This window comes from Rhodopseudomonas palustris (genome assembly GCF_007005445.1).
GTDB classification, from domain to species: Bacteria; Pseudomonadota; Alphaproteobacteria; order Rhizobiales; family Xanthobacteraceae; genus Rhodopseudomonas; species Rhodopseudomonas palustris_G.
The window spans coordinates 2166289-2179471 of sequence record NZ_CP041387.1 but is presented as its reverse complement, the minus strand read 5'-3'; the positions used below and the strand labels follow the sequence as shown (position 1 = coordinate 2179471).

The following is a 13183-nucleotide window of genomic DNA, read 5'->3' as shown; positions in this document are numbered from 1 at the left end:
AATCGGGTCTCTGGCCATGCGTTTCCATCCCGTGCTGTCTTTGGTCTCCGCCGTTCTCGCCGTCCTGCTCGTCGTCCCGATCGATCATGCCCGGGCGCAGCAGCAGGAAAAGCGCATCGCGCTGGTGATCGGCAACGGAGCCTATGCGAAAGCGCCGCTGTCCACCGCCGCCAACGACGGCGGTCTGATCGCACAGACTTTGCAGGCGGCGGGCTTCGACGTCAGCGGCGCGCGCGATCTCGACGGCGACACGCTGCGCGGCGCCTTCCGCGACTTCGTGAAGAAGGCGGAGGAGGCCGGTCCCGACACGGTCGCGGCGGTTTATCTCGCCGGCTATGGCGTGCAGTACGCCGGCGAGAACTACTTCATCCCGGTCGACTCGCGGATTTCGCGCGATACCGACATTCCGACTGAAGGGCTGCGGCTCGGCGACTACATGCGCCAGCTCGCCGCGCTGCCGCTGAAGACCAGCGTCGTGGTGCTGGATCTCGCACGCGAACAGCCGTTCGTGCCGGCCGGCTCGGTCGCTTCGGGGCTGGCGATGGTGGAGCCGACCCCGAAGATGCTGATCGCCTTCAACGCCGCGCCCGGCACGGTGGCGCCGGAGGAGCGCGGCGCTTACGGCGTCTATGCGCAGGCACTGGCCGAGATGATCCGCACCGGCGGCCTGACGCTGCCGCAACTGTTCGATCGCGTCCGGCTGCGCGTCAACGAGACCACCAAGGGCGCTCAGGTGCCGTGGGATACGCAGAGCATCGAGTCGAATTTCATGTTCTTCGATCGCGCGCCCGATGCGCCGCCGCTGCCGGCGCCGGATCAGGCACTGCGCAGCAAGCCGATCCGCGACATGGGCGCCGCCGAGGCGTATGCGGCCGCGCTCGATCGCGACACGCTGCAGGCCTATGAGGATTTCCTCGCGGCGTATCCGAGCGATCCGCTGGCCAAGCGGGTGAGGGCGATCGTCGCCGCACGGCGCGAGGCGATCACCTGGCGGCGGACCTACCGCGTCGATACGCCGGATGCGTACTGGTCGTATCTGCGCCGTTATCCGCGCGGTCCACATGCGGCCGATGCGCGGCGCCGGCTGGAGATACTTGCGGCGGCGCTGGAGCCGCCGCCGAGCTTCACGGTGATCGACTACGACGTGCCCGCGCCGCCGCCCGACGAAATCGTCTATGTCGACCGCCCGGTCCTGATGTTCAGCGATCCGGTGTTCGATTTTGCGCCGCCACCGCCGCCGCCGGTGTTCTTCCTGCCGCCACCGCCGCCGGATTTCGTGATGCTGCCGCCACCGCCGCCGCCGATAGGCCTGTTCTATCTGCCGCGGCCGTTGTTCGTGCCGATCCCTGCTTATGTGCGACCGCCGGTGTATGTGCAGCCGCCGCCGAACAACATCATCTTCGCCAACATCCACAACACCACGGTGATCAATCAGGTGATCAATCAGCCGCCGGCGGCAGCGGCGAATCCGTCTGCGCCGCTGCCGGTTGCCCAGCCGCCGGCGGCGGTGCCCGGAGCCGTCCCGGCTGTCGAGCCGAGCCGGGCCGGGGTGGCATCGGCCGCGATCGCCGGTGGCGTGATCGGCGCCGCGCTTCCGGCCGCGGTGATGCAGCGGGCCGCACTGATCCAGCAGGGCAAGGCAGCGGTGCCGCCGAGCGCGTCGATCGCGACGACGCCGCCGGGCGGATTCGCGCCGCGCCCCGGCGTCCAGCTTCAGGGCCCGCGGGGGAGGCTGCCTGCGACAATGTCATCACCGGTTCCGAACGGGACGGGTCCGGGGCGCGCGCCTGCGCCGCCACCGCCGAGTTCGCCGCCCGGTCAGGCTTCCGGACCCGCTGTCGCGCCGTTGCCGGGGCAGCGGCGGCCTAGCCCGGTGGTACCCGCTGCTGCGCCCGCTGTGCAGGCGCTGCCGGTGCCGGGCAGCAAACGACTGCCGCCCCCATCGATGGGCGCTGTTCGTCCCGGGGCGCCTGTGCGGGCTCAGCCGCTGCCCACGGGCGCGCGGCCCGCGGTCCAGACTGGCGCACCGCCGTCCGGCGCAGGCGCCGCAGCCGGAGCTGGCCCGGCGGTCCGCAGCGAAGCCTCTCGTCAGCCGGCCCCGGCTGCCCGGTTGCGACCGGCGTCTATCCCTGCTCCCGCCAGACCGACGGGGCCGCCGACCCGTTCGCTGGGCGAACGCCACCTGCCGCCCGTGGCGCCGCGGATACAGCGGCCCCCGCCGCCGATGGTTGCACGCCCGGTTCCGCCGCCGATGCACACAGCCCCGCGCCCGGCCTTGCCGCCGCCGCCGTCGCAGGCCGCCCCGCGGATGGCGCCGCCGCCTGCTGCAGCCCGCATGGCCCCGCCGCCCCACATCGCACCGCCGCGGCCACCGGCGCCGCCAAGGACCGCCCCGCCGCCGCGGCCGCAGGGCCCGGCCAAACGCTGCCCGCCGGGAGTGAGCCAATGCTGAACCGGACGCATGTCGTCTGAATCGCCTGCCCGCCGGCCGCGGCGGGCGGGCGAGACGGGGCGGGGAGGCCTCGTCCGGTCGGCCGATCCGCACCGTTCCGCCTTGCGTTATCGGGGAATCCCGCTATAACGCGCGCCATCTCACACGGAAACATGGCTCGCAAGGCCGTCCGGTGGCACCGGGCCGCGAGGGGATTCGTCCCCACGTCAGGCACGGTTGCCCACACGTTTCCGGAGGAACCAACCGGAGAACTACCTATGTCGCTTCCTGAATTCTCGATGCGTCAGCTCCTCGAAGCTGGCGTGCATTTCGGTCACCAGTCGCATCGCTGGAATCCGAAGATGGCGGACTACATTTTCGGCGTCCGCAACAACATCCACATCGTCGACCTGACCCAGACCGTGCCGATGCTGCATCGTGCGCTGCAGGCGATCAGCGACACCGTCGCCAAGGGCGGCCGCGTGCTGTTCGTCGGCACCAAGCGCCAGGCGCAGGACGCCGTCGCCGATGCCGCCAAGCGCTCGGCGCAGTACTTCGTCAATTCGCGCTGGCTCGGCGGCACGCTGACCAACTGGAAGACGATCTCCGGCTCGATCCGCCGTCTGCGTCACCTCGAAGACGTGCTGAGCTCGGCCGACGCCAACGCCTATACCAAGAAGGAGCGCCTCGAGCTGCAGCGCGAGCGCGACAAGCTCAACCGCTCGCTCGGCGGCATCAAGGACATGGGCGGTCTTCCGGATCTGATCTTCGTGATCGACACCAATAAGGAAGACATCGCGATCCAGGAAGCCCAGCGTCTCGGCATTCCGGTCGCCGCGATCGTCGACACCAATTGCGATCCGAAGGGCATCACCTATCTGGTGCCGGGCAACGACGACGCCGGTCGCGCCATTGCGCTGTACTGCGATCTGGTCGCCCGTGCGGTGATCGACGGCATTTCGCGCGCGCAGGGCGATGTCGGTATCGACATCGGTGCGGCGTCGCAGCCGCTGCGTGAGGATCTGCCGGCGGCGCAGGCGACGACCTTCCAGGGCCTGCCGGGTCCGCGCGGCACCCCGGACGACCTCAAGAAGCTGGCGGGCGTGTCCGGCGCGATCGAGAAGAAGTTCAACGACCTCGGCATCTTCCACTTCTGGCAGCTTGCCGAGCTCGACCAGGCCACCGCGCATCAGATCGGCGAAGAAGTCGGTCTGCCGAGCCGGGCCGATGCCTGGGTGGCGCAGGCCAAGTCGCTGACCGCCGAGGCGGAGTAATACGAGGCGATGCGGCCGGCATCCGGCCGCATCGTTCCGTCGTCAAAATCTGAGATGTGTTCCTGATTGCGAACCGCGGGCTTCGGCTGCGCGGTCGCACTCACAGGCAGAGGGCTTATTAGCGATGGCAACGATTACTGCAGCAATGGTCAAGGAGCTGCGCGAGACCACCGGCGTCGGCATGATGGATTGCAAGCAGGCGCTCGCCGAGACCGACGGCAACATGGAGGCTGCGATCGACTGGCTGCGCAAGAAGGGCCTGTCGAAGGCCGCCAAGAAGGCCGGCCGCGTCGCCGCGGAAGGTCTGATCGGCGCGCTCACCGACGGCACCAAGGGCGTTGTCATCGAGGTCAACTCCGAGACCGACTTCGTTGCGCGCAACGAGCAGTTCCAGGGGCTGGTCAAGATGATCGCCCATGTGGCTCTGAAGGTCGGCGCCGACATCGACGCGATCAACGCCGCCCCGGTCGGTTCGACCACGGTCGCGGGTGCGATCGCCGACGCCATCGCCACCATCGGCGAGAACATGACGCTGCGCCGCGCCGCCGCGCTGGAAGTGTCGCAGGGCGTGGTTTCGAGCTACGTCCACAACGCGGTGATCGACGGCGCCGGTAAGATGGGCGTGATCGTCGCGCTGGAATCCGCCGGCAAGGCCGACGAACTCGCGACGCTCGGCCGCCAGCTCGCGATGCACGTCGCTGCCGCCAATCCGCAGGCGCTCGACCCGGCCGGGCTCGATCAGGCCGTGGTTCAGCGCGAACGCGAGGTGATGGCGGACAAGTACCGTCAGCAGGGCAAGCCGGAAAACATGATCGAGAAGATCGTCGAGAACGGCCTGAAGACCTACTACAAGGAAGTCTGCCTGCTCGAGCAGGCCTACATCCACGACGACAAGGGCAAGTCGGTCGCCCAGGCCGTCAAGGAAGCCGAAGGCAAGGTCGGTGCGCCGATCAAGGTCGCCGGCTTCGTCCGCTACGCGCTCGGCGAAGGCATCGAGAAGCAGACCTCCGACTTCGCTGCCGAAGTCGCGGCTGCTTCGGGCCAGAAGTAAGCGTTTCGTGCTTCGCGACTTCCGGCCTTCGGGCCGGGAGTCGTTCGGCCAACAGGGGGCAACGACCGCGTCATGGCTGAGCCGATCTATCGACGTGTGCTGGTCAAGCTGTCGGGCGAATCTTTCGCCGGTCCCCAGGATTACGGTATCGATCAGGCCACCATCGATCGGGTGGCGAGCGAACTGATCGCCGCCCGCGCGCTCGGCGTCGAAATCGCCGTGGTGATCGGCGGCGGCAATATTTTCCGCGGCGTCGAAGTCTCCGCCCGCGGCGTGTCGCGGACCACCGGCGACACGATGGGCATGCTGGCCACCGTGATGAACTGCCTGGCGCTCGCCGAAGCGCTGCAACGTCATGGCCAGAAGGCGCGCACCCTGGCTGCGCTGATGATGCCGGAAGTCTGCGAACTCTACACCCGTGCCGCCGCCGAACAGACGCTGCGCGAAGGCGGAATTGCGCTATTCGCCGCCGGCACCGGCAATCCTTACTTCACAACCGACACGGCCGCAGTGCTGCGAGCCGCCGAGATCGGCGCCGGCGCGGTGCTCAAGGCGACCAACGTCGATGGTGTCTACACCGCCGATCCGAAGCGCGATCCAAATGCGAGGCGGTTCGAGAAGCTGACCCATTCCGAAGCCCTTGCCGGCGGCTACAAGGTGATGGATGCGACGGCTTTCGCGCTTGCCCGCGAAACCTCGCTGCCTATCATCGTGTTCGCGATCGCCGAGCCCGGTTCGATCGGTGCGGTGCTACGTGGTGCGGGACGCGCCACGGTGGTGGCGGGCTGACAGGCGACCGCCGCGCTTCGCACGGCGATGGTGATTTCAGATTTCAGGAAGAGAGAGGCGGTTATGTCCGACAAGTTCGACATCAACGAATTGAAGCGGCGGATGCAGGGCGCTGCGCAGTCCCTGAAGCACGAACTCGGTGGTCTGCGTACGGGGCGCGCCTCGGCCTCGATGCTCGAGCCGGTGCAGGTCGACGCCTATGGCAGCCACATGCCGCTCAATCAGGTTGCCACCGTGTCGGTGCCGGAGCCGCGGCTGATCTCGGTGCAGGTCTGGGACAAGTCGATGGTCAAGGCGGTCGAGAAGGGCATCGTCGATTCGAACCTCGGCCTGTCGCCGGCGACTGAAGGACAGGTGATCCGGCTGCGGATCCCGGAGCTGAACGAAGAGCGCCGCAAGGAGCTGGTCAAGGTCGCGCACAAGTATGCCGAAGCCGCCCGCGTCGCGGTCAGGCACGTCCGCCGCGATGGCCTCGACACCATCAAGAAGCTGGAGAAGGCCCACGAAATCTCCGAGGACGACCAGAAGCGGCTCGACACGGAAGTTCAGAAGGCCACCGATGCGACCATCGGCGAGATCGATCAGTTGCTCGCGAACAAGGAAAAGGAAATCCTGACCGTCTAGCCTGTTCGCTGTGATGATCGCCGGGTCGCGGCCCGGCGAGTTTCTGTGCGCGGGCGATCGTTGCCTGCGATCTTGGCCGCAGCGATCGCGGCGGGTCGTGGCGGCACTTCGGCTCTTGTCGTCGTCTCGACTATAACTTACTGATCTCGAATAATTTCTGGCAGCGAGCCGGTGATCTTCTCGCGGGATGATGCTTCGGGAATGAGCGATGTCGAAAGCTGCCGCGCCTCTGCCTGACCCGTCCGAGCCGTCGAGCGCTCCGGCGCATGTCGCGATCATCATGGACGGCAATGGGCGTTGGGCGGCGGCGCGGGGGTTGCCGCGCGCCGAAGGACATCGCCGCGGCGTCGAGGCGCTGCGCCGGGTGGTTCGCGCTTCCAGCGAACTGGGTATCCAGTATCTGACGATCTTCTCGTTCAGCTCGGAAAACTGGTCGCGGCCTGCCACCGAGATCGGCGACCTGTTCGGCCTGCTGCGCCGCTTCATCCGCAACGATCTGGCCTCGCTCCACCGGGATGGGGTGCGGATTCGGGTGATCGGCGAGCGCAACCGGCTCGCGCCCGATCTTTGCCAGTTGCTGGACGAGGCGCAGGAGCTCACCCGCAATAATACCAAGCTCAATCTGGTGGTGGCGTTCAACTACGGCTCGCGCCAGGAGATCGCCAACGCCGCCCAGCGGCTGGCGCGCGAAGTGGCCGAGGGCAAGCGCGACCCGGAGAGCATCGATATCGCAACGCTTGGACGCTATCTCGACGCGCCGGATATTCCCGATCCCGACCTGATCATCCGCACCAGCGGAGAACAACGATTGTCGAATTTCCTGATGTGGCAGGCTGCGTACAGTGAGCTGGTGTTCGTGCCCATTCACTGGCCGGACTTCGACAAGGCGGCGCTGGAAGGCGCGATCGCCGAATATTCCCGGCGCGAACGCCGGTTCGGCGGATTGGCCGCCAAGACAGGATCGTGACACGCGTGAGCGAGGACAAGGCGGCGCCGGCGCCGGCGGCCGAGCAGGGGTCCCGGAATTTGGTCATGCGAATCGCCGCTGCGCTGGTGCTGGCGCCGGGCGCGATCGCGATCGCTTATCTCGGAGGCTGGCCTTGGGCGGTGCTGGCGACCGCGGTGGCGGTCGGCCTGTTCATCGAATGGCTGTCGATCGTCGGAGCGGCGCGTGATTTCCGCGTGCTGGTGCTCGGCTGTCTGTGCCTGATCGTCTGTGGACTGGGATTGGCCTTCGACAAGCCGGTGCCGGCGCTGGTCGCGGCGGCGCTCGGCGTCGGCGGATTGGCGCTGCTCGGCGATCAGCCGCGGCGCTGGACCGCCTCCGGGCTTGCTTACGCGGCGGCGGCGCTGATCGCATCGATTCTGGTGCGGCTCGACCCTGACCACGGCTTTCCAGCCCTGGTGCTGATCCTGATGGTGGTGTGGGGCGCCGATATCGGCGGCTATTTCGTCGGTCGAACGTTGGGCGGTCCGAAGCTGTGGCCGCGGGTCAGTCCCAAGAAAACCTGGTCCGGCGCGATCGGCGGGCTTTCCCTCAGCCTCCTGGTCGGGCTTGTTTTCGGTCTTGCAGGGTTTGGGAAAGTGCTGCCGTTGCTTGGGCTTGCGGCGATTCTCTCGATCGTGTCGCAACTCGGCGATCTGTTCGAATCCGCCGTGAAGCGGACGTTCGGCGTCAAGGATTCGAGCCAGATCATTCCCGGTCATGGCGGGCTGCTGGACCGGCTCGACGGCTACGTCGCCGCGGTGGTGACAGCCGTGCTGATCGGCCTGACTCGCGCGCCGCTGGATGGTATTGGCAGCGGACTTATGGTGTGGTGATCCGATGAGTGCAGTCCCCCTGAAAAATGCCCCGTCCGCCCATAACGGCGTGCGGACGGTGAGCGTGCTCGGTGCGACCGGTTCGATCGGCGACAGCACGATGGATCTGATCCGGGCTGCGCCCGAGCGCTACCGGGTCGAAGCCCTGACCGGCAATGCCAATGTCGCGGGCCTCGCCAAACTGGCGAAAGAATTCAACGCTCGCTTCGTCGCGGTCGCCGACCCGGCGCGGCTCGGCGAGTTGCGTGCGGCGCTGGCCGGCACCGACATCGCCTGCGGCGCGGGCGAAAGTGCGGTGATCGAAGCCGCCGCACGGCCTGCCGACTGGGTGATGGCGGCGATTTCCGGCGCCGCCGGGCTGAAGCCGGCGCTGGCCGCGGTCGACCGCGGCACCACCGTCGCGCTCGCCAATAAAGAGTGTCTGGTGTGTGCCGGCGATTTCTTCATGAGCCGGGCCGCCGCTGCCGGCGCGCAGATCCTGCCGGCCGATTCGGAGCACAATGCGCTGTTCCAGGCGCTGGCCTCCGGCAACCGTCATGAATTGACCCGGGTCATCATTACCGCTTCGGGCGGGCCGTTCCGCACCTGGGCTGCCGCCGATATCGAGCAGGCGACGCTGGCGCAGGCGCTGAAGCACCCGAACTGGAGCATGGGCCAGAAGATCACCATCGATTCGGCGTCGATGATGAACAAGGGCCTCGAGGTGATAGAAGCGTCGTATCTGTTCGCATTGTCGCCGGACGAAATCGACGTGCTGGTGCACCCGCAGTCGATCGTCCATGGTCTGGTCGAATTCGCCGATCATTCCGTGGTGGCACAGCTCGGCGCGCCCGACATGCGGATTCCGATCGCGCATTGCCTCGGCTTTCCGGATCGGATTACCGGACGTGCCGCCAGACTGGACCTCGCCAAGATTGGTCAATTGACCTTCGAAGCTCCTGATTCTGCACGGTTTCCGGGGCTTCGCCTAGCCTATGACGCGCTTCGTACCGGGCATGGTGCGACGACGGTGTACAACGCCGCCAACGAGGTCGCGGTCGCCGCCTTCATCGCCCAGAAGATCCGGTTCGGGGCGATTGCTCGGCTGGTCGAGGACACGCTCGATCGCTGGGTGCGCGCCGGCAATCTGGCGCCGCTCGGCTCCGCCGACGATGCCATCGCACTCGACCGCCAGGCACGAGACCTGGCTGCCACCCTGTTGCCTCAAATTGCCGCAAAGGCATCTTAGAGGACCAGGGAACAGGGCCGTCGGTTCTGCTCGAAAGGAATGGGATGGCCGATCTTTTTCTGAATAGTTACAATACGTTAAGCCACGGCCTGATCGGCTACGTGGTGCCTTTCCTGTTCGTCCTGACGATCGTGGTGTTTTTCCACGAGCTCGGCCATTTTTTGGTCGCCCGCTGGAACGGCGTGAAGGTTCTGACCTTCTCGATCGGATTCGGCCCGGAGATCGTCGGCTTCAACGACCGCCACGGTACCCGCTGGAAGTTGTCCGCTGTGCCGCTCGGCGGCTACGTCAAGTTCTTCGGCGACGACAGCGAGGCGAGCACGCCCTCCGGCGAGGCGCTGTCACAGATGTCGGCCGCGGATCGTGCCGTCAGCTTCCACCACAAGCCAGTCGGGCCGCGCGCGGCGATCGTGGTCGCCGGTCCGCTGGCCAATTTCATCCTGGCGATTGTCCTGTTCACCTTCCTGTTCAGCGTGTTCGGGGTGCCCAGCACGTCGGCGCGGGTCGACGGGGTGCAGCCGGGCAGCGCCGCCGAATCGGCCGGGTTCCGGCCGGGCGACGTGGTGACCTCGATCGATGGCAGCGCGATCGGCAGCTTCCTCGAGATGCAGCGCATCGTCAGCGCCGAGGCCGGCCGCCAGCTCAAATTTACCGTCAAGCGCGGCGATTCGACGGTCGACCTGACGGCGACGCCGGAGCTGAAGGAGATCAAGGACCGCTTCGGCAACGTCCAGCGCCTCGGCATTCTCGGAATCAGCCGGTCCACCGCCGCGGGGGAGGTGACCACCGAGCAGGTCAATCCGGCGGTCGCGCTGTGGATGGGGGTCAAGGAGACCTGGTTCGTCGTCGATCGGACGTTCTCTTATATCGGCGGTATTTTCACCGGGCGTGAGGCGGCCGACCAGCTCGGCGGGCCGCTGCGGATCGCCCAGGTGTCGGGGCAGGTGGCCACGATCGGCTTCACGCCGCTGCTGCATTTGGCTGCGGTGCTGTCGATCTCGATCGGGCTGCTCAACCTGTTCCCGGTTCCGCTGCTCGATGGCGGGCACCTGCTGTTCTATGGGATCGAAGCCGTTCGCGGCCGTCCGCTGTCGGAGCGGGCCCAGGAGCTCGGGTTCCGAATCGGGTTGGCCCTGGTGCTGATGTTGATGATGTTCGCGACCTACAACGACATCCTCCATCTGGCGTCGTCTTGATGTATTCCATCCGTCAAACGTGGCGGATGGGCAACGTGTTGGAATGAAATTGAAATCGCATCGCGAAAGGACGTTTGCCACCCGGGCAAAATTGTCTACAAGCGAGGCAACCTGGGGATTCTGTCGGTGCGGGACACTGTGCCGGCATCGGAATGACAAGGGCGCGTAGCGCATGAAAGTTGGAATGCGAGTGTTGCGGGGGGTAGTCGGTGCCGCCCTGGTGTTTTTCGCCGTACCTGTCGCCACGACGGCGGTCGGGGTGGTGATGGCGTCTCCTGCCGCTGCCCAGTCCGCTTCGTCGATCGCGGTCGAGGGCAACCGGCGGGTCGAGGCCGAGACCATTCGCTCCTATTTCAAGCCCGGTCCGGGCGGTCGCCTCGATCAGGGGTCGATCGACGACGGCCTCAAGGCGCTGATCGAGACCGGTCTGTTCCAGGACGTGCGCATCAACCAGGCCGGTGGCCGGCTGGTGGTCAGCGTCGTCGAAAATCCGGTGATCGGGCGCCTGGCGTTCGAGGGCAACAAGAAGATCAAGGACGAGCAGCTTTCGGCTGAAATCCAGTCGAAGCCGCGCGGCACGCTGTCCCGCCCGATGGTGCAGGGCGACGCGCTGCGGATTGCCGAAATCTACCGCCGCTCCGGCCGTTACGACGTTCGCGTCGATCCGCAGATCATCGAGCAGCCCAACAATCGCGTCGATCTGGTGTTCGTGATCACCGAAGGTCCGAAGACCGGCGTGAAGTCGATCGAATTCGTCGGCAACAAGACCTATTCGTCCTATCGCCTGAAGGACGTCATCAAGACCCGCGAATCCAACCTGCTGAGCTTCCTCGGCAGCGGCGACGTCTACGATCCGGACCGGGTCGAGGCCGACCGCGACCTGATCCGCCGCTTCTATCTGAAGCACGGCTTTGCCGACGTGCAGGTGGTGGCCGCGCTGACCGAGTACGACCCGGAGCGCAAGGGCTTCATGGTGACCTTCCAGATCGAGGAAGGTCAGCAGTACCGCGTCGGTTCGGTGACCTTCGACTCCACGATCCCGACGCTCGATGCCAATTCGATGCGCAGCTACTCGCGCGTCAATGTCGGCTCGCTGTATAATGCCGAGGCGCTGGAGAAGTCGGTCGAGGAGATGCAGATCGAGCTGTCGCGGCGCGGTTATGCGTTCGCGACCGTGCGTCCGCGCGGCGATCGTAATTTCGACGAGCACACCGTTTCGATCGTGTTTTCGATCGAGGAAGGTCCGCGCGTCTACATCGAGCGCATCAACGTCGTCGGCAATACCCGGACCCGCGATTACGTGATCCGGCGCGAGTTCGACATCTCTGAAGGCGACGCCTACAACCGTGCGCTGGTCGATCGTGCCGAGCGCCGGCTGAAGAACCTCGACTTCTTCAAGTCCGTGAAAATCACCACCGAGCCGGGCTCGTCGAGCGACCGCGTCATCCTGGTGGTCAATCTCGAAGAGAAATCGACCGGCGACTTCTCGGTGTCGGGCGGCTATTCGACCAGCGACGGTGCGCTGGGTGAAGTCTCGGTCTCGGAACGCAACTTCCTCGGCCGCGGCATCTTCGCCAAGGCGTCGGTGCAGTACGGCCAGTACGCCCGTGGCTACTCGCTGTCGTTCGTCGAGCCGTATCTGCTCGACTACCGCGTCGCGCTTGGTCTGGACCTGTATCAGCGCGAACAGCTTGCCAACCGCTACATCTCGTACTCGACCAAGACGCTCGGCTTCAGCCCGCGCCTCGGCTTCGCGCTGCGGGAAGATCTGTCGCTGCAGATCCGCTACTCGCTGTACCGGCAGGAGATCACGCTGCCGTCGTACCTGAACAATTGTAACAACATCGCTGGGCCGAACTATAATCCTACGCCGCAATATATGAACTTCCTGGCGAACAACCCTAATGGCTATCCGGGCTTGGGGTGCTTTGCCGACGGCGAAGCGTCTCTGCCGGTCCGCATCGGTCTGGCCGGCGGTGCCTACTGGACCTCGTCGCTGGGCTATACGCTGACCTACAACACCCTGGACAACATCAAGAACCCGACCGACGGTCTGCTCGTCGACCTGCGCCAGGACTTCGCCGGCGTCGGCGGCGACGTGAAGTTCATCAAGACCGCGTTCGACGCCAAGTACTACACCCCGCTGGTGGCGGACCTGATCGGCTTGATCCATCTGCAGGCCGGCAATCTGAGCACCTATGGCGACAACCAGCTCCGGATGCTCGATCACTTCCAGATGGGTTCGAACCTGGTTCGCGGCTTCGCTCCGAACGGTATCGGTCCGCGCGACATCGGCCAGTATGCCATTTACGGCTACGGCGGCGACGCGCTGGGCGGCACCAACTACTGGGGTGCGTCGGTCGAGTTGCAGATGCCGTTCTGGTTCCTGCCGAAGGAAGTCGGGCTCAAGGGTGCCGTCTACGCCGACGCCGGTTCGCTGTTCGACTACAAGGGCCCGACGTCTTGGTCGGTCACCGGCGAAGTCAACGGCTCGGGCTGCTCGCCGGCAACTCAGACTTCGCTTGGCTCCTGCGCAGGCCTGAACTACGACGACACCAACTTGGTCCGCACCTCGGTCGGTGTCGGCCTGATCTGGGCGTCGCCGTTCGGACCGCTGCGCTTCGACTACGCGATCCCGATCACCAAGGGTAAGTACGACCGCGTTCAGGAATTCAAGTTCGGCGGCGGCACTTCGTTTTAAGGCGGTTTCGAGCGACGCCGGAACCGGCTCGCGTAAGAGAATCGCCCCAACCCCAACAACAGGAGATC

Annotated in this window: 10 protein-coding genes; all 10 read left to right on the top strand. The window is 66.0% G+C overall.

The window, feature by feature from the left end:
* Window positions 1-16: 16 nt before the first annotated feature.
* The 10 genes from FLL57_RS09955 (at window position 17) to bamA (ending at window position 13115) form a co-directional block, all read left to right on the top strand.
* Window positions 17-2452, top strand: coding sequence for a caspase family protein (locus tag FLL57_RS09955; protein WP_142882806.1), 2436 nt, complete (start codon window positions 17-19; stop codon window positions 2450-2452).
* A 257-nt stretch (window positions 2453-2709) separates the two neighbouring features.
* Window positions 2710-3705, top strand: coding sequence for a 30S ribosomal protein S2 (locus tag FLL57_RS09950; protein ID WP_142882805.1), 996 nt, complete (start codon window positions 2710-2712; stop codon window positions 3703-3705).
* A gap of 124 nt (window positions 3706-3829) precedes the next feature.
* Window positions 3830-4756: a translation elongation factor Ts gene (gene tsf, locus FLL57_RS09945; RefSeq protein WP_142882804.1), complete on the top strand. Its 927-nt coding sequence runs from the start codon at window positions 3830-3832 to the stop codon at window positions 4754-4756.
* 72 nt (window positions 4757-4828) lie between these two features.
* Window positions 4829-5545, top strand: coding sequence for a UMP kinase (gene pyrH, locus FLL57_RS09940; RefSeq protein WP_142882803.1), 717 nt, complete (start codon window positions 4829-4831; stop codon window positions 5543-5545).
* A 63-nt stretch (window positions 5546-5608) separates the two neighbouring features.
* Entirely contained in the window at window positions 5609-6169 is a 561-nt protein-coding gene (gene frr / locus FLL57_RS09935) for a ribosome recycling factor (protein WP_013502295.1), read from the top strand.
* A gap of 208 nt (window positions 6170-6377) precedes the next feature.
* Window positions 6378-7136: an isoprenyl transferase gene (locus tag FLL57_RS09930; RefSeq protein ID WP_013502296.1), complete on the top strand. Its 759-nt coding sequence runs from the start codon at window positions 6378-6380 to the stop codon at window positions 7134-7136.
* A 5-nt stretch (window positions 7137-7141) separates the two neighbouring features.
* On the top strand, window positions 7142-7990 hold the full coding sequence (locus FLL57_RS09925; RefSeq protein ID WP_142882802.1) for a phosphatidate cytidylyltransferase: 849 nt from the start codon (window positions 7142-7144) through the stop codon (window positions 7988-7990).
* Between the two features lie 4 nt (window positions 7991-7994).
* Complete coding sequence (dxr, locus tag FLL57_RS09920; RefSeq protein WP_142884194.1) at window positions 7995-9218, top strand: 1-deoxy-D-xylulose-5-phosphate reductoisomerase; 1224 nt, start codon at window positions 7995-7997, stop codon at window positions 9216-9218.
* A 44-nt stretch (window positions 9219-9262) separates the two neighbouring features.
* The gene (gene rseP / locus FLL57_RS09915; RefSeq protein WP_142882801.1) at window positions 9263-10414 is read left to right on the top strand and encodes an RIP metalloprotease RseP; all 1152 of its coding nucleotides are present in this window, start codon (window positions 9263-9265) and stop codon (window positions 10412-10414) included.
* A 172-nt stretch (window positions 10415-10586) separates the two neighbouring features.
* A complete protein-coding gene (bamA, locus tag FLL57_RS09910; protein ID WP_142882800.1) occupies window positions 10587-13115 on the top strand; it encodes an outer membrane protein assembly factor BamA in 2529 nt (842 codons plus the stop codon).
* Window positions 13116-13183: the final 68 nt, after the last annotated feature.

Coding starts and splice junctions, on each gene's coding strand:
- FLL57_RS09950 (WP_142882805.1), top strand. CDS start 2,710: ATGTCGCTTCCTGAATTCTCGATGCGTCAGCTCCTCGAAGCTGGCGTG.
- FLL57_RS09930 (WP_013502296.1), top strand. CDS start 6,378: ATGTCGAAAGCTGCCGCGCCTCTGCCTGACCCGTCCGAGCCGTCGAGC.
- frr (WP_013502295.1), top strand. CDS start 5,609: ATGTCCGACAAGTTCGACATCAACGAATTGAAGCGGCGGATGCAGGGC.
- bamA (WP_142882800.1), top strand. CDS start 10,587: ATGAAAGTTGGAATGCGAGTGTTGCGGGGGGTAGTCGGTGCCGCCCTG.
- pyrH (WP_142882803.1), top strand. CDS start 4,829: ATGGCTGAGCCGATCTATCGACGTGTGCTGGTCAAGCTGTCGGGCGAA.
- tsf (WP_142882804.1), top strand. CDS start 3,830: ATGGCAACGATTACTGCAGCAATGGTCAAGGAGCTGCGCGAGACCACC.
- rseP (WP_142882801.1), top strand. CDS start 9,263: ATGGCCGATCTTTTTCTGAATAGTTACAATACGTTAAGCCACGGCCTG.
- dxr (WP_142884194.1), top strand. CDS start 7,995: ATGAGTGCAGTCCCCCTGAAAAATGCCCCGTCCGCCCATAACGGCGTG.
- FLL57_RS09955 (WP_142882806.1), top strand. CDS start 17: ATGCGTTTCCATCCCGTGCTGTCTTTGGTCTCCGCCGTTCTCGCCGTC.